Annotated in this window: 15 protein-coding genes and 1 pseudogene; 9 read left to right on the top strand and 7 right to left on the bottom strand. The window is 54.4% G+C overall.

Annotated elements, in window-relative coordinates:
- Nucleotides 1-99 precede the first annotated feature (99 nt).
- Entirely contained in the window at nucleotides 100-1,989 is a 1,890-nt protein-coding gene (locus tag D1841_RS11380) for a hypothetical protein (RefSeq protein ID WP_160643159.1), read from the bottom strand.
- Nucleotides 1,990-2,313: 324 nt separating this feature from the next.
- On the opposite strand from D1841_RS11380, the gene D1841_RS11375 reads away from it, so the two are divergent.
- The 5 genes and pseudogenes from D1841_RS11375 to D1841_RS11355 all read left to right on the top strand — a co-directional run bounded on the left by D1841_RS11375 (nucleotide 2,314) and on the right by D1841_RS11355 (nucleotide 5,989).
- On the top strand, nucleotides 2,314-3,921 hold the full coding sequence (locus D1841_RS11375; protein ID WP_160643158.1) for a peptide chain release factor 3: 1,608 nt from the start codon (nucleotides 2,314-2,316) through the stop codon (nucleotides 3,919-3,921).
- Between the two features lie 25 nt (nucleotides 3,922-3,946).
- Entirely contained in the window at nucleotides 3,947-4,363 is a 417-nt protein-coding gene (locus tag D1841_RS11370) for a hypothetical protein (protein ID WP_160643157.1), read from the top strand.
- Nucleotides 4,364-5,193: 830 nt separating this feature from the next.
- Nucleotides 5,194-5,397, top strand: a pseudogene (locus D1841_RS19200) (helix-turn-helix domain-containing protein); the annotation flags it as partial.
- Nucleotides 5,319-5,810 carry a hypothetical protein gene (locus tag D1841_RS19870; protein WP_371721801.1) on the top strand — a complete coding sequence of 164 codons (492 nt, stop codon included), beginning with the start codon at nucleotides 5,319-5,321 and terminating at the stop codon, nucleotides 5,808-5,810. The pseudogene D1841_RS19200 and the gene D1841_RS19870, both read left to right, overlap by 79 nt.
- Nucleotides 5,811-5,821: 11 nt before the next feature.
- Nucleotides 5,822-5,989, top strand: a complete 168-nt coding sequence (locus D1841_RS11355) for a hypothetical protein (RefSeq protein WP_160643156.1) — start codon at nucleotides 5,822-5,824, stop codon at nucleotides 5,987-5,989.
- 55 nt (nucleotides 5,990-6,044) lie between these two features.
- Here D1841_RS11355 and D1841_RS11350 read toward each other — a convergent pair whose 3' ends face one another.
- The 3 genes from D1841_RS11350 to D1841_RS11340 all read right to left on the bottom strand — a co-directional run bounded on the left by D1841_RS11350 (nucleotide 6,045) and on the right by D1841_RS11340 (nucleotide 9,208).
- Nucleotides 6,045-7,166 (bottom strand): aldo/keto reductase, encoded by a 1,122-nt coding sequence (locus D1841_RS11350; protein WP_160643155.1) that lies wholly within the window; start codon nucleotides 7,164-7,166, stop codon nucleotides 6,045-6,047.
- Nucleotides 7,167-7,416: 250 nt separating this feature from the next.
- Nucleotides 7,417-8,157, bottom strand: a complete 741-nt coding sequence (locus tag D1841_RS11345) for a S9 family peptidase (RefSeq protein WP_160643154.1) — start codon at nucleotides 8,155-8,157, stop codon at nucleotides 7,417-7,419.
- 166 nt (nucleotides 8,158-8,323) lie between these two features.
- Entirely contained in the window at nucleotides 8,324-9,208 is an 885-nt protein-coding gene (locus D1841_RS11340; RefSeq protein ID WP_160643153.1) for a LysR family transcriptional regulator, read from the bottom strand.
- Nucleotides 9,209-9,356: 148 nt separating this feature from the next.
- On the opposite strand from D1841_RS11340, the gene D1841_RS11335 reads away from it, so the two are divergent.
- The 3 genes from D1841_RS11335 to D1841_RS19865 all read left to right on the top strand — a co-directional run bounded on the left by D1841_RS11335 (nucleotide 9,357) and on the right by D1841_RS19865 (nucleotide 10,737).
- On the top strand, nucleotides 9,357-9,587 hold the full coding sequence (locus D1841_RS11335; RefSeq protein WP_160643152.1) for a hypothetical protein: 231 nt from the start codon (nucleotides 9,357-9,359) through the stop codon (nucleotides 9,585-9,587).
- A 22-nt stretch (nucleotides 9,588-9,609) separates the two neighbouring features.
- On the top strand, nucleotides 9,610-10,026 hold the full coding sequence (locus D1841_RS11330; protein ID WP_160643151.1) for a LysE family transporter: 417 nt from the start codon (nucleotides 9,610-9,612) through the stop codon (nucleotides 10,024-10,026).
- A gap of 231 nt (nucleotides 10,027-10,257) precedes the next feature.
- Nucleotides 10,258-10,737, top strand: a complete 480-nt coding sequence (locus D1841_RS19865; RefSeq protein ID WP_347563945.1) for a response regulator — start codon at nucleotides 10,258-10,260, stop codon at nucleotides 10,735-10,737.
- Nucleotides 10,738-10,874: 137 nt separating this feature from the next.
- On the opposite strand, the gene D1841_RS11315 is transcribed toward D1841_RS19865, so the two are convergent.
- From D1841_RS11315 to D1841_RS11305, 3 genes are all read right to left on the bottom strand, one after another.
- Nucleotides 10,875-11,372, bottom strand: a complete 498-nt coding sequence (locus D1841_RS11315; protein WP_166554260.1) for a hypothetical protein — start codon at nucleotides 11,370-11,372, stop codon at nucleotides 10,875-10,877.
- A 15-nt stretch (nucleotides 11,373-11,387) separates the two neighbouring features.
- Nucleotides 11,388-11,876 carry a collagen binding domain-containing protein gene (locus D1841_RS11310; protein ID WP_160643147.1) on the bottom strand — a complete coding sequence of 163 codons (489 nt, stop codon included), beginning with the start codon at nucleotides 11,874-11,876 and terminating at the stop codon, nucleotides 11,388-11,390.
- A gap of 296 nt (nucleotides 11,877-12,172) precedes the next feature.
- The gene (locus tag D1841_RS11305) at nucleotides 12,173-12,766 is read right to left on the bottom strand and encodes a DUF1836 domain-containing protein (RefSeq protein WP_166554262.1); all 594 of its coding nucleotides are present in this window, start codon (nucleotides 12,764-12,766) and stop codon (nucleotides 12,173-12,175) included.
- A 224-nt stretch (nucleotides 12,767-12,990) separates the two neighbouring features.
- On the opposite strand from D1841_RS11305, the gene D1841_RS11300 reads away from it, so the two are divergent.
- Complete coding sequence (locus D1841_RS11300) at nucleotides 12,991-15,372, top strand: ATP-dependent helicase (protein ID WP_371721792.1); 2,382 nt, start codon at nucleotides 12,991-12,993, stop codon at nucleotides 15,370-15,372.
- Nucleotide 15,373: the final 1 nt, after the last annotated feature.

Here is a 15,373-nt window from a genome sequence, read left to right as displayed (position 1 = left end):
GCTGTTCCATCGCCATTTTTTGCCCTCCTTCTTTTTTGAGGACTATTATATCACATTTTTATTGACGACGCTATCTAATATAGCCTGCCACTGAAAACCCTACCCTGCCAGGCCCGGCCGGTATGCAAACCGCACTACCCCAAAGCGCCTTGCGGTATCCACTGTGTCGTCCTCCCTGCACACGCCCAAAAGGCATTCCTGGGGAGCAAAGCCTTTTCCGGCGGCTCCCAGCGGGGTTACCGTATACTTCCCGTAGGGCAGGTTTTTAAGCTCGGCCTCCAGCACCAGCTTGCCGCTTTGGGGATCTGCCTCCGGGCAGGCGGTAAGGGCATAGCTTTGGCCTGGCCCGGAAACCGCCAGCGCCAGGCGGCTCTCCTGGGTGATATCGTCCCCAAACACCCGCACCCGCAGCGTTCCGGGCTTTACCGACACAGCATACGTGCCTTCCGCTTCCAGCCGTTCTACAGGCTTTCCCGCCGCCCCGGTGCCGGAGCCTATGGGCGTGAAGATTGCCCGCAGGCGGTAGACCGTGTCTGCCCGCGGCTTTGTTTTCCCAAGCTCCTCCGACGTGCCCGCCGCGGCTCCCGCCTCTGTCTCCCATTGAAAAGAAAAAGCCCCTGTCCTGCCTTTGCCATACCAGTTGGGGGCAGGGCCTTTCATCATGGCCTGGTGGATTTTCTCCCCCTTCCACAGGGATGGGACAGTCTCCCCCAGGAAAATTTCCGCCTGCCGGTTTTCCAAAACAAGAGACGCCCCCACGTTGGCCTTTACAGGGGGAAATTCCCCTATCTGCCCGCCCTGGGTATAGACTCCTGCCCCTTCCGCTCCAACAGGCACCCCATTGCCTCCCGGGAAATCCGTTCTGGCTTCTACGGTCAGCTCTCCTTCCCAGGGCCTGTCCCCGTACAGCTCCACAGGCCAGGATACCTGCCACACACCTTCTGCCTGCTGCACCTGTGCCCCTGCTTTCTCCAGCCTGCTCTGCTCCTGCAGGCTTAGCGTAAAGCGGGGATCCAGCCTTTCGCGGATTTCCACCTGGAAGGCCCCGGCGGTATGCTTCCCCGCCGCTTCCAGGCAGAGGGCAGGATCTGCATGGAAAAAGCAATGTTCCTCCCCAGGCGCGCTGGCAAGAGACTGCCAAAAGGCTTCGCCCTCTTTCTCCAGATCCTCCAGCACCCCCACAAAAGAGCGCCCGCCCAGCTCCCGTATACGCTGCACCTGGCTTTGACACAGCAGGGCCTTTTCCCCGGAAAGGGGTTCTGTGCCTGCCGCCAGGATAACAAGGCACACAGGCAGGCTGCTTTCCTCTGCAAGATCGGCCGCCAGGGTGAGAGCTGCTGGGAAATTCTGCTGGCCCTGGGGCTTTTGTTCCTCCAAAAAAGCCTTCAGGACTTCTTCCCCTTCCCCTGCCGCCGCCACAGAGCTTACATCCACGCGGCCCCCGGCCCGCAGGATCCCAATTTCTGTTTCCGGCGCGTCCTGGACCAGGCTTTCCAGAAGGGCTTGTACTGCCTCCCGGATATGTTCGCCTTTTGTCTGGGCCTCTCCCTTTGTATAAAGAGGGCAGGAAAACACATCCCCCTGGGCGGTGCGCTCTCCCGCTGTCTGCCCGCCGGAAGCTTTCCACTGTCCTTCTCGCAAGGAAACCGGGAGAAAACGCCCCTCCTGCTCCATATAAAGCGTTTCCCCCTCCTTTATGGCTTTGTGGGGCTTTCCTTCTTCATATGCCTGTCCCAATGGCTCCTCCGCCAAATCCGCAGCCCAAAGGCTGTTGTCCACCACTATCAGCAGGCGGCCCGGCTTCCGAAGGCCCAAAGCGTCCTCGGCCCGCACCTGGTAACGCAAGCAAAATTCCCGGCCGTCCTGCCGCTCTGTCTGTATAATATCCCTTTCCGCTTTCACCTCTGCCGCCTGAGAGATGTGGGGCAGGCTTCCCAGCAGAAAAGCCGCTGTCAGGCATGTCCCCAGCAGGCGCAAAATTTTCCCCATACTGCACGACCTCCTTTTGGGAGATTATAGTCAAGGCAACACTGCACAATTCATGGCTGAAAACCTCCATCCATTTTCAAACGGGTGGCTCTGCCACTGGTGTAAAGGAGGCTGCTGCCTCTTTTGCATTACATCATAGCACCTGACGCCCTCAAAATTTGTCACAGCGTCCCGACCTTCCTTGCATGTTCCGGGGAAATATGGTATACTACATACTGGATTTTTATGGAACACAGAAACTATGGAAAAAGGGGGATCCCCATGAAGCATTGAGGATAAAAAGCCCTGCCACATCAAATCCACAACAAAAAAGGAGGGCTTTTTGTGCCTGATACTAATAGAAACGAGATCACCCGCCGCCGCACCTTTGCCATCATCTCCCACCCGGATGCCGGCAAAACCACATTGACGGAAAAATTCCTGCTGTACGGCGGGGCCATCACCCTGGCAGGCATGGTAAAGGGCAAGCGCAATTCCCGCCATGCTGTCTCCGACTGGATGGAAATTGAAAAACAGCGTGGCATTTCCGTCACCTCCTCTGTCATGCAGTTCCAGTATGACAGCTACTGCATCAACATCCTGGACACCCCCGGCCACCAGGACTTCTCCGAGGACACCTACCGCACCTTGATGGCGGCAGATTCCGCCGTGATGGTGATTGACGCCGGCAAAGGCGTGGAGGCCCAGACCCGCAAGCTTTTCAAAGTGTGCGTCATGCGGGACATCCCCATTTTCACCTTCATCAACAAGATGGACAGAGATTCCCGGGATCCTTACGACCTTTTGGAGGAAATCGAGCAGGAGCTGGGCATCGGCACCTATCCTGTCAACTGGCCCATTGGCTCCGGGGTGGACTTCAAGGGCGTATATGACCGAAGCAAAAAGAAGGTGCTGCGCTTTATCCCCGAAGAGGAAAACGCCGGCCGCCGGGAGGTGGAGGAGCGGGATTACGAGCTGGAGGATGAGGCGCTGGTTACGGAAATCGGGGAAAACCTGTACGGCACCCTCCGGGACGACGTGGAGCTTTTAGACGGGGCTGGCTATGAGTTCGACCAGGAGAAGGTGCGCCATGGCAAGCTTTCCCCAGTGTTCTTTGGTTCTGCCCTGACAAATTTCGGCGTGGAGCCTTTCCTGGAAAACTTCCTGCGCCTAACCACCCCGCCCCTGCCCCGGCCCGCCCTGGGCGGCACCGCCGATCCCTTTGATGAAGGCTTTTCCGCCTTTGTCTTTAAAATCCAGGCCAACATGAACAAGGCCCACCGGGACCGCATCGCTTTTATCCGCATTTGCAGCGGGAAATTTGAAAAGGGCATGGAGGTGGAGCATGTCCAGGGGAACCGGAAGATAAAGCTTGCCCAGCCCCAGCAGTTGATGGCCCAAAGCCGGGAAATCATTGAGGAGGCCTATGCGGGGGATATTATCGGCGTGTTCGACCCCGGCATTTTCTCCATTGGCGACACCCTGTGCGCCCCGGGAAAGAAGGTTTTGTTTGAGGGCATTCCCACCTTTGCCCCGGAGCTTTTCAGCCTGGTGCGCCAGAAGGACACCATGAAACGCAAGCAGTTTGTCAAGGGGGCCACCCAGATAGCCCAGGAGGGCGCCATCCAGATTTTCCAGGAGGTAAACGCCGGCATGGAGGAGGTCATTGTGGGGGTGGTGGGCACCCTGCAGTTTGACGTGTTCCAGTACCGCATGGAGAACGAGTATAACGTAGAGATTGCCATGTCCTCCCTGCCCTATTCCTTCATCCGCTGGATCGATAACGAGGGCCTGGACGAAATGGAACTGAAAAAGCTGAACCTTACCTCAGATACCAAGAAAGTGCAGGACATGAAAGGCCGCTACCTGCTGCTCTTCTCCAACCAGTGGAGCATTAACTGGGCTTTGGAGCATAACGAGGGCCTGCTGCTCTCCGAGTTCAGCCGGCAGTAAAAAACAAAGAAAGGAGCGGTGCGGAATGCCGCGCCGCTTGGTGGTTCCCATGGAAAACCAAAAAGCCTTTGCGTTTTTAGATAAAGCCACAGACGCCCCTATGGCCCTTTCCCAACTGGTAGATACCTTTGAGGAGATGTGCCGTATTCCGGTGGAAGGGGAGGATACCCTTCTTTTCGAAACAGTGACAGACAATTTCACCGGGATAGAGCTTTTCTTCTTCACCCTCATCCGCCAGTACCCCAACCCTGCCGGAGGGTTTTTCCACCTGCATATGGACGTGATCTACGAGCCCAACGAGGCAAACCAGCACTTCTCCTGCTCTGTCTCCCAGAAGGAAACAGAGGAAGGCTTCTTCGATTTCATCCGCCGCTCCCCAGCGTACCTTTCCGCCCAGAACGAGCGCATTATCAAGGTAAGCGTGTATCTGGACGAGGTGTGATCTGTAGCATAACTGAACCACAATCGGCTAATATGGTATTTTATGTCGTATGTGCAGTGTGACGATTTCCGGTAATTTTCCATATCCTTTCACCTCAAGTTTAGTATCTCCTTCTTTACCTCTACTAAACTTTTGGCTTCTTCCATTAACCTAAAGGTTTCGCCTTAAGGCGAGGGTTTTTACCCCATGATACAGACAATAAAAATCCCCCGGCGAATGGGGCGGTGACGTAAGAAAACATTTCAAGTGAGGGGCGGCGTAGTATTAAGCTGTGCCGCTTTCGCATTATTTTTGTCTTGGGCAGTTTGGGATTGCTCCCGCGCTCCCTTAAAATCAAACGTACCAATGAAGTTATAGACAATCTCAGTTTCTCGGATTTTCACCCGCTTCTGCTATTCGTCGGTTGTGTAGGTTTCGGACACCCTACGGTAATTGTTTTAAAAGAAAATGGTTGATTATCTCAAAAAAGCCTTGATTTACGGGCATACAAGCAGGATTTCAAGCTGAATTTACTACCAATTTACTACTTTTGAGGGAAAGAGCCTTGATATGCCGCCCCCAACCCTGCCAGCCCAGCCACCAGCACACAGCATTGAGAAAGAATAAATGAAAACTGAATACGACGCATACGCGGCGTTTCTCTATCCCAACACGGGAGAACAGGAACGCCGCTTTTTTTATGCCCTCATGTTACGCAGTAGGGGCGAAAAGAGCTTTGCTATATGCGGCTTTGCGGGCGCACTTTTGCCGGGGACAGGGATTTATACCTAACCCCGGCAAAATGGCGTTCTATCGCGTAACAAATCCACAACCAAAGGAGTGATGAAGCTATGGCAGTTTTCCGAGTGGAGCGCAACAAGGGCTATACCGTTATGAGCAACCACCATTTACGCAACAAGGAACTGACATTAAAGGCAAAGGGGCTTTTGTCGCAAATGCTTTCCCTGCCCGAAGATTGGGACTACACCCTTGCGGGGCTGTCACAGATCAACCGGGAAAGTATCGACGCTATCCGTACCGCCGTAGTCAGATTGGGCTGTTCTCCTTCAAGGTCAGGGCAACCGGGGAAATTTACGAAAGCGGCGTTTCCATCGCGGCGGGTTCCACCATGCGGACGTATATCAGCAAGTGGCCGCACATCAGGTGGCTGCTGACGGTCGCCAATGACGGCACGAACAGCATTTTTAAGGCGCTGCGTGAGAACACGGACGGGGCGCAGGATATGTTCCTTTCGGAGCTTGTGCGGATCATGGAGAAATATCCGTGGTGCGACGGTGTGGACATTGATTTGGAAAAAGGGGATGACTATTCCACGGCGGCGAAATCAACCGCAATGTTCCGCAATATCTACAACACTGTAAAATCCTATGATTCCACAAAATTGATGAACATCTGCCTTGACGGTGTATGCGGTGGTGGACGGCGGCAGCGCGGAAATGCTCTTTGACCGGGAGGAATTTGAATCCCAGCTTCATGCTCATGGGTGACATCGGCAACGGCGCGGGCACGGCCATCTGGGGCGCGGTGTCTGCCGGGGCGGGGTATGTGCTGACCTACGCGCTGGCAGGGGTGTCCACTTTGATGGGATGTTTGTTCCATGGGGTCTATTGGACGAAACGAAAATAGTGCAAAGAAAGAAGGCCGGTGAGAGTTACTTCCCACCGGCCCTTTTATGTTTTGATTACCTGTCAAAATGCGCCGAAACCTCTTTCAGTTTCTTAATAATGGGCAGATGTTGGGGGCACATCTCCTCACACTGGCCGCAGGCAATACAGTCCTTTGCCGCGCCGAAGCTCTTCGTCAGGTTGGCGTAGTTGGTGAAATTTACCGTCCAGCCCTTTTCTTCCAAATGTTCCCGCATATCCTCGTTGTACAGGGAGAAATACTGGGGGATGGCGATTTTCTGTGGGCATCCCTCTGTGCAGTAGGAGCAGCCCGTGCAGGGTACGGCAATCTGGCTGTTAATGATCTCCGCCGCTTTGAACACCATGGCGGTCTCCTCGTCGGTCAGGGGCTTGAAGTCCTCCATAAAGCTGAGATTGTCTTTCATCTGGGCAAGATTGCTCATGCCGGAAAGTACCATCTTCACTTCCGGCAAGCTGGCCGCAAAACGAATCGCCCAGCTTGCGGGAGAAGTTTTCGCGTCGTGAGCTTTGAACAAATCCTCCACTTCACCGGGCACCTTCGCCAGCGTGCCGCCCTTGACCGGCTCCATAACCGTCACCCACTTGCCGTGCTTGACAGCCACTTCGTAGCACTTGCGGGACTGAATCCACTCACTTTCCCAGTCAAGATAGTTGATTTGAAGCTGGACAAACTCGATGAAGGGGTACTTGGTCAAAATTTCGTCCAGCAGCTCGGCGGTGGCGTGGAAAGAGATACCCGCCGTTTTCACCAAGCCCTTTTCCTTCTTATCTTTCAGCCAGTTAAAGCAGTCAAACTGCTCATACTTGGGGTAGCTGCCGGACTCGATGCCGTGGAGCATATAATAGTCGAAATAGTCCACGCCGGTCTTTTTTAGCTGCTCATGGAACACATTGTCCCTGTCCTCAAAGCTGTTGAAGAAACCGTTATGCAACTTGCTTGCCAGGGTAAATTTGTCCCTGGGGTAGCGGCTGGTGAGGACTTCCTTGATGGTAGGCTCGCTCTGGAAGCCGCAGTACATCCAGGCGGTGTCAAAGTAAGTAAAGCCTTTCTCGATGAACAAGTCCACCATCTTCTTGACCTGCTCCACGTCGATGGCCCCGGCGTTTGCCGGGTCAGTGGTGGGCAGGCGCATCAAGCCAAAACCAAAATTTTTCATACGCAGCGTCCTTTCCTGTTTTCTTAAATTATATAAGTTTGAGTGTACTCCATGTCAAGCCCTATTTTCCAAAGTATCCGGCGATTTCCTCTATCTCGTCCCTAGGCTTTCCCTACAGGAAGCATAGGCGCTGGCAGTTTTTGCGTGAAATGCGTGTTTACGATAAAGTCATTTTACCATCTGGGAGAGAATAAATCAAATGCCTATGCGCTATGGTGTGGTATACTCAAAAAGCATATATTTGTTTTACCTACAGAAGATTCTCTTTCACAAACTCCAGCGACAAATTGATAGCCCTATCTTCGTCTGCGCGGTCGAAACCATGACCCGCGCCCTCTATCTCCACCAGCTCCGCAGAGGGGAACACCTCCACCGCCCGACGGGAGTAGTCGATGGGCACCAACTGGTCGGCGGTACCGTGGATCAGCAGCGCCGGGCCGGGGTAATTCTTGATCACATCGTAGATGTCGAAGGACGTGGCATCCTCGGCATAAATTTTGCCCAGCAGCAGGCCCATGATTTCTTCGGTCTCCGGCAGCTCACGACCCTCCATGCGCTTTCTGGCGTCATCCTGCAGCACGTAAGCCGGGAAGATCGCTACCAGCCCCCGCACCCTTTCCGGCTGGGTGCCCGCAATGTAGGAGGCTACAAATCCACCCTGACTTTGCCCGGCTAAGAAGATATTTTTATTGTCTATTTTGTCAAGGGCGGCAAGACCGTCCAGCACCACCACCATGTCTGCCGCCTCGGTGAGCACGGACATCTCCGTGGTCGCGCCGTCGCTTTGGATATCGTTGCCGCCGCCGATAAAGTCGAAAATGTAGGCGGCGATGCCGTTTTGAGCGAAAATCTCCGCATAGGGCCGATTGTGGGCGCACTGACCGTCAAAGCCATGGGCCATGATGACGGTAGGGAATGGCCCGTCACCTGCTGGCAGGTACAGCTCACCATAGATTTTCTTGCCCTCCCGCTCAAAGTTTAAGACTTCCATTGTACATTCTCCTTCTATATTATTGTTTTCTTGTAGTTTTGGGGTGGTTTCCGATTGGTTTGTGCTTTGTGTGATCGTCTGCCTGGGAGACGGGGTGGGCGCACTGGCGCTCTCACCAGCGGCGCAGGCGGCTAAACCCAGCATAAGCGCTGCGCACAAAAGCAGACTAACTTTCATCTTCCAGCTCCCGCAGCTTTATGAGGAACTTCTCCGCCGCCTTGGTAAACATCTGATATTTCTTCCACAGCACAAACATGGGAATCTCATTTTGCAGGGAAAGGGGCCGGAAACAAAGATTACTGTCCGCGCCGGTGTCCACGATTTTGTCAAAGGCCAGGGCATAGCCCATGCCCTCCTCTACCATCAGCGAACCGGAAAACAGCAGATTATAGCTACCCACAATGTTCAGCTTTTCTTGTTTGCGCCCTAAAAGCTCCGGCAGAGTTGCATCGCACTGGGCCTGCCTGGAGACGATCAGTGGTTTGTTCCACAGCTCTTTTGGGTCGATGCTCTCCCTCTCTGCCAATGGGTCGTCTTTGCGCATGAGCACCCCGAAATGCTCCATACAAGGCACCGGGATATACTCATATTTAGTCTTGTCGAAGTCCCCGAATACCACGCCAAAGTCGATGAGCCCGCCGTCCAGTTGTTCAATGACGGAGCACTTGTCCCCACTGACCACGTGGAAATGCACGCCTGGCCATTCTTCCCGCAGGGCCTGCACCGCACGAACCAGCACCCGCAGGCCGTCAGTTTCGCCGGCCCCTACGGTAATGCTGCCGGACACCGGCTCTTCCGCTAAGGCGATTTCATCCTCGGCCTTCTTTACTAACTCCATAATCTCCTCGGCCCGCTTGCGCAGGATCATGCCCTCTTCTGTGAGAGTGATGGAGCGGCTGCCACGGATGAAAAGCTGCTTGCCCAGCTCCGCCTCCATGTCCCGGATCTGCCGGGATAAGGTGGGCTGGGATAGGCTCAGGGACTCCGCCGCCCGCAGGATGTTCTGCTCCCGGGTGACGGCGAGAAAGTATTGTAAAACCCGCAATTCCACTGTGGTTTCCTCCTTTTGTGCAGTCTTGTACTTATAGCATAGCAGAAAGAAGTATAGCTGTCAAGCATACTGTGGTATAACATCAAAGTATTTGTTTTTCCGATTTGGACGAGTTATAATAGGCCCATCAAGCAAAGGGGGTGCAAAAATGCGGGCACATCACACGAAGGAAGCCATTGAGCAGAACCTGCGGGACGCGGGCTGCGATGAAAAATGCATCTGCCAGTTTATGGAGGATATGGAGGAAAAGCGGGAGAAGGAGGGCCTCAAGCTTCTGCAAAACCACCGCCGCAAGCTGCTGGACGCCATGCACCGGGAGCAAAAGCGCATTGACTGTCTGGACTATCTGGTCTATGAAATGCAGAAAGCGAAAAAATAATTTGCGAAAGGAAGAACCTATCATGAGAGAAATTATCGAAAACAAGACCTTTGACGAGGAGCGCGCCCTTTATAATTCCGACAACCTGCTGCTGAAAAAAGACACGGCATCTGAGTCCCTGGCCCAGCCCGCTCAAGGCGCAAAGCTGTTCCTGTCCTCCTTCGTGGTGGGCATCACCAACCCGGCGGCGATACTGACGTTCCTGTTTGCGTTCTCATGGTTCGGGCCGAGCGGCGGGATGGCTCCACTGGACGGAGCGCTCTTGGTGACCGGCGTGTTTACCGGGACATATATCTGGTGGTTCGCTCTGTCCGCGGGGGTCGTGGCGATCAAAAAGCGGATGAAAAAGTATAGCTTGCGGACGATAGAGAAGTGTTTTGGCGGGGTGCTGCTGGAGTTTAGTTTAGTGATATTTGTTCGCAGTTTTTTAGCTCAATAAGGAATGGAAGAGCTTGTAAAATTAAATTCTGAGGGAACAACAATCATGCTCGTTACTCACGATGTTAAGGTCGCGGCACGCGGCAAAATGTACAAGGGTCATGTACATTGTTGACGGGAACATAAAGGGAGAGTACGACTTAAGCGACTGTTCCACGCAGTTGAGAGAACGGGAGCGTGTATTGGATAACTGGCTTCTGGAATTAGGTCGGTAGTATAGATATTCTTATTGTTGAGGACAACAAAGGAGCTTGCCGACCTGCTGTGTGATTTTCTCCGTGCGGAAAATTATACGGTATCGGCGGTTCAAACAGTTGAAAAAGCCTTGCTGCTGTACGAAAGATACGGCGCAAGGCTTTTTGTGCTTGACATCATGCTGCCCGGTAAGGACGGATTTTATGTTCTGGAAAAAATCCGCAGGTCAAGCAACACGCCCGTATTGATTGTAAGTGCGAAAACGGAAAAGGAGGACAAGCTGCTATCGTTCTCACACGATATTAAAACGCCACTTTCCGCGATAAAATTGTACTCGGTAGCACTGTCGAAAAATTTGTATCCGGACGCGGAAAAGCAGCACAAAACCGCTGAAAACATCAATGAAAAAGCGGACGGAATCGAGTGTTATGTTTCACAGATTATAACAGCTTCAAGAGAAGATTTCTTCAGCCTTGAAGTGAATATGGGCAAGTTTTTATCTTTCGGAACTCGTTGAAAAAATCGCGGGATATTACAAGGAAAAATTGGCACTTATCAAAACAGATTTTATTATCGTAAAATATAAAAACTGTCTTCTATCGGGGGATTTGAGCAGGAGCGTTGAAGTGATGCAAAACATTATTGAAAATGCTCTCAAATACGGCGGTGGCAGACGTGTGGAATTGATTTTGCGTTGCTTTCCACGCTGGGTTTTACAATACGCCCGCCGCAGTACAACGTATACCTTGCGCCAGGGACGGGCTTCAAGGTACGGGCATCCTTTACGGCTAGGACGGCGCTACCCTTGGCTGGGGCAACGTCCAGCGTGTCATAGACTGCCAGGTTTACCTCCTGGCTGACGCTTTCCCCGTCACAGGTGACCCTGATAGCCTGCTGGGTGCTGGTGTAGAGGGAATCAAACAAAACCGCCCCGTCCTGGACGGAAAGGGAAAAGGCGGGTTGCCCCGCCTCCACTTCTGTAACATCCTTTTCCATGCCAATTTTGCCTGCGAAGGTCTGGCCCGCTTCTTCCCTGTAGAAAACCTGGTGGGGTGTGGGCGTGCCTGTAGCTTTCGCGGCGCTGGCCGGGATGGCACTGGTAAAAAGCAAAGCCTCTGCCAAAAGGGCAGAGGCCAGTTTCCTTTTATGCATATTGTTTTCTCCTTTTTACTTTCTGCGTTTTTTAATGAGATAGGAGACTAAACCGCCCACGCCTGCCAGCATACCCGCCATGGCAAGGCCCACGAGCCAGGGGTTCGTGCGGGTATCGCCGGTCTTGGGGATGCTGGTGGTAGGTTCTTCCGGGATGAGCTTGTCGTTCTCCACTGTGATTTCCACAACCTCTTTGCCGTAAATTTCCACCTCAATGCGGGAGGTATCCAGGGAGTGGCCTTCCGGGGCGAAAACTTCATGGAGGCTGTAGGTGCCCCAGGGCAAATCCTCAAAAAGCAGCTCGCCGTTTTTGTCTGTTTTACCGTCTGCCACTACCTGTCCGTCCGCGTCCTTTAAGCAGAAGGTGGCCCCTTCCAGATGGGTGTCCGTCCCGCTTTCTACCTTGACAATGCGCAGGGAGCCGCGCTTGAGCTTGTTATAAAACCCGGCTTTCTCCGCTCCTTTCGGTGTATGGACATGAAAAAACGCCGCAGACTTTTTCAAAATCTGCGGCGTTGGCCGGGACGCAGAAGCGGGCGGTGTCTTGCCGACATCGCCCGCTTTCCGCTGCCCTTAAAAAACATTGATTTTACTGGGTTTTCTCATGTTTTCTTACGTCACCGCCCCTAAGCCAGGGGTGTTTCATATGCGGGCAAAGCCCTATGGTACCAGCCACGCGTCACGTCATGTTGTGCAGTCTGGCATTTGCATACCGTTCTTATCTACCGCCCACAAACTGGCTTCTTAGAGGGTTCCCATCGTCAGTTGTCCTCCCGCCTGATTCTCCTCCAGAGGATATATTACTGCCGCCCTTCCTCCAGGCCCGCTTTCTCTTTTGGGGCGGAAGCTTCCTTTTCCAGTTCCAGCAGAATCCGCTGGGCCGCAGCCCGTTTGGCGTTTGCCTCTGCTGCCAGGCGCAGGGCCTCATGTCGGGAATCCCGGCCCTCCCCCATGCTTTGTGCCAGTTCGCGGCCGGCCTCCTTCATGGCGGCATGGTGGGCTTCCCGGAAAAGCCCGTACAGTTCCTCCTGGGAGGCGTCCCCGGCAAAGAGGGTTTTGATGTCCTGCAAAGACAGCACCTGCTTGAGCATACACAGGACAGCCAGGGCCGAAAGCTGCCTGCGGTCGTATTTCTTTTTTTCCGGGCGGAGGACAGCCCCGTTTTTTACATAGTTATTGACCATAGAGCTGGTGAGTAGGGGGCTGCTTTCCCCCCGCTGGAACGCGGCAAGCAAATCTGTCAGGTACAGCACTACCTGATCCATATATAAAGGGATGCCCGGCAGGCTGTCCCATTCCGGCAGGGGCTGGCGGCCCGCCTCCTCTGCCCAGCCGGCGGCGTTTTTCAGGGCGTTCTGCATGATATGGCTCCTTTCCCGGCAGCTTTGTGCCATGGAACAATTTCTTCGCATGTCCTTATTATAGCGGAAAACGGCAGGATTTTCAAATTTTCTTTCCCTCTTTCTTGCCTTGTAGGGCGCAATCATGTACAATAAAGGGCGGGATATGCTGTGAAAACAGAAACGGAAGGATGCCGGGCGCAAAGGACCGCTTTTTTATGGCCTTTTTGCGCGTATCCTGTATCCCGCAGCGATTTTATGAGAAAAGAAAGGCTTTTATGTGTATGCAAGCATTAAAAGAAGAAATCCTGGCCCTGCGGCGCAGGGTGATGGAAAAAGATTTTTCCCGGATGAACAGCCGCCAGCAGGAGGCTGTCTTTACGGCAAAAGGCCCTCTGCTGGTGCTGGCAGGGGCGGGCAGCGGCAAAACCACAGTGCTGGTAAACCGCATTGCAAGCCTTATCCGCTATGGCACAGCTTATGAAAGCAGCTTTGTGCAGCCGGAGCTGGCAGAGGAGGATTTGAAGGCCTGCGAAAGGTATATAGAAGAGGGGCAGCCCCTTCCCAGCGAGGTGCGGGGCAGGCTCTCTGTTTCCGCCTGCCGTCCCTGGCGCATTATGGCTATCACCTTTACGAACAAGGCCGCCGGGGAATTAAAGGAGCGGCTGTGCGCTATGCTGGGAGAGCCAGGCAACGATATCTGGGCCTCCACCTTCCACGCAAGCTGTGCCAGGATACTCCGCCGGGACGGGGACAGGCTGGGCTACACCTCCCATTTCACCATTTATGATACAGACGACAGCCGCCGCCTGATGAAGGACGTGATGCGCCAGTTGAACATTGCGGAAAAGGCCCTTTCCCACAGGGCGGTGCTGGCGGAGATTTCCCGGGCCAAGGAGCAGCTTGTCTCCCCCAGGGAATATGAGATGACTGCGGAAAAGGACTACCGGCTCCAGCAGGTTTCCCGGTGCTACACCTTGTACCAGCGGCGGCTGGAGGACGCGGACGCCATGGACTTTGACGATCTGCTGGTAAACGCGGTGCGGCTCTTTGAAAAAGCGCCGGAGGTGCTGGAATATTACCAGGATAAGTTCCAGTACATTATGGTGGACGAATATCAGGACACCAACCACGCACAATATGAATTTGTGAACCTCCTGGCGAAAAAAAGCGGGAACCTGTGCGTGGTGGGCGACGACGACCAGAGCATCTACAAGTTCCGGGGGGCCACCATTGAGAACATTTTGAATTTCGAGCAGGACAACCCCGGGGCTAAGGTGGTGCGGCTGGAGCAGAACTACCGCTCCACCCAGAACATACTGGACGCCGCCAACGCGGTCATCGAAAACAACCTGGAGCGCAAGGGGAAAACCCTGTGGACAGCCGCCGGGGCCGGGGAGAAGCTGCGGCTCCACACAGCGGAAAACGAGCAGGACGAGGCAGACTGCATTGCCCGGGCCATTCTGGAAGGGGTGGCAAAGGGCCGGAAATTTTCTGATTACGCTGTTTTGTACCGCATGAATTCCCAGTCCCTTTCCTTCGAGCGGATGTTTGCAAAGCAGGGCATCCCCCACCGGATTATCGGCGGGCACAGGTTCTTTGACCGCAAGGAAGTGCGGGACATGATAGCCTATTTAAGCGTGATAAATAACCCGGAGGACGAAATCCGCCTCCAGCGCATTATAAATGTCCCTAAGCGCGGCGTGGGGGATAAGACCGTGGCTACGGCCGCGGAGATAGGCCAGCAGGTGGGGGAAAGCCTGTATCAGGTGCTCTCCCGGGCGGCGGAATACCCGGCCATTTCCCGGGCGGCGGCAAACAGGCTTGCGCCCTTTATCCAGCAGATGGACAGCTTTATAGAGAAAAACGAGGAGGGCATGGCCCCCAGCGAGCTGTACGGAGAGCTGGTGGAGGCCATTGGCTATCAGGAATTTTTAAAGGCGGACGAGCCGGAAAAGGCCGAGGGCCGCTGGGAAAACGTGCAGGAGCTTTCCTCCATGATCCGCCGCTATGAGGAGGAAAACGGGGAGGAAGCAAGCCTTTCCGGCTTCCTGGAGGAGGTGTCCCTGTTTACGGACATCGACAATTACGATGAAGAAAACGATTCTGTGGTGCTTATGACTATCCACTCCGCCAAGGGCCTGGAATTCCCGGTGGTGTTCCTGCCCGGCTGGGAGGAGGGGGTCTTCCCCGGAAATGCTGTGCTGTTCGATCCCACCCAGGTGGAGGAGGAGCGCCGGCTTGCCTATGTGGCTATCACCCGGGCCAAGGAGGAGCTGTCCCTGTACCATGCGGAGTCCCGGATGCTGTTCGGCTCCACCAACCACAACCGCCTTTCCCGCTTTGCCGGGGAAATTCCGGAGGCGCTTTTGGAGCACAGCCGCTCCCGCACCTTTATCCAGCCCCGGCCCCAAAGCCCCACCCTGCCCGGGATGGGGGAAGGCCGCAAAAAGCCCCAGATGCCCCAATACCGCCCCCAGGTGAAGCCTGCCGCTCCCGGCACCTATAAGCCCGGGGATACGGTTTCCCACAAAACCTTCGGCCAAGGGCTTGTCCTCACCGCCACGCCTATGGCAAACGACACCCTGCTGGAAATCGCCTTTGACAAGGTGGGCACCAAGAAGCTGTTTGCAAACTTTGCAAGGCTCTCTAAGGGGTAGG

The sequence above is a fragment of the Neglectibacter sp. X4 genome (genome assembly GCF_009917365.1).
Taxonomy (GTDB): Bacteria; Bacillota; Clostridia; order Oscillospirales; family Acutalibacteraceae; genus Acutalibacter.
Note: the sequence above shows the minus strand (reverse complement) of the source record. Positions and strands in the feature narration are given on the sequence as shown.

Bases quoted from the DNA above. Each gene is read 5' to 3' on its own strand.
- D1841_RS11315 (WP_166554260.1), bottom strand. From the start codon at position 11,372: ATGCATAAAAGGAAACTGGCCTCTGCCCTTTTGGCAGAGGCTTTGCTT.
- D1841_RS11330 (WP_160643151.1), top strand. From the start codon at position 9,610: ATGAGAGAAATTATCGAAAACAAGACCTTTGACGAGGAGCGCGCCCTT.
- D1841_RS11350 (WP_160643155.1), bottom strand. From the start codon at position 7,166: ATGAAAAATTTTGGTTTTGGCTTGATGCGCCTGCCCACCACTGACCCG.
- D1841_RS11380 (WP_160643159.1), bottom strand. From the start codon at position 1,989: ATGGGGAAAATTTTGCGCCTGCTGGGGACATGCCTGACAGCGGCTTTT.
- D1841_RS11345 (WP_160643154.1), bottom strand. From the start codon at position 8,157: ATGGAAGTCTTAAACTTTGAGCGGGAGGGCAAGAAAATCTATGGTGAG.
- D1841_RS11370 (WP_160643157.1), top strand. From the start codon at position 3,947: ATGCCGCGCCGCTTGGTGGTTCCCATGGAAAACCAAAAAGCCTTTGCG.
- D1841_RS11300 (WP_371721792.1), top strand. From the start codon at position 12,991: ATGTGTATGCAAGCATTAAAAGAAGAAATCCTGGCCCTGCGGCGCAGG.
- D1841_RS11305 (WP_166554262.1), bottom strand. From the start codon at position 12,766: ATGGCACAAAGCTGCCGGGAAAGGAGCCATATCATGCAGAACGCCCTG.
- D1841_RS11335 (WP_160643152.1), top strand. From the start codon at position 9,357: ATGCGGGCACATCACACGAAGGAAGCCATTGAGCAGAACCTGCGGGAC.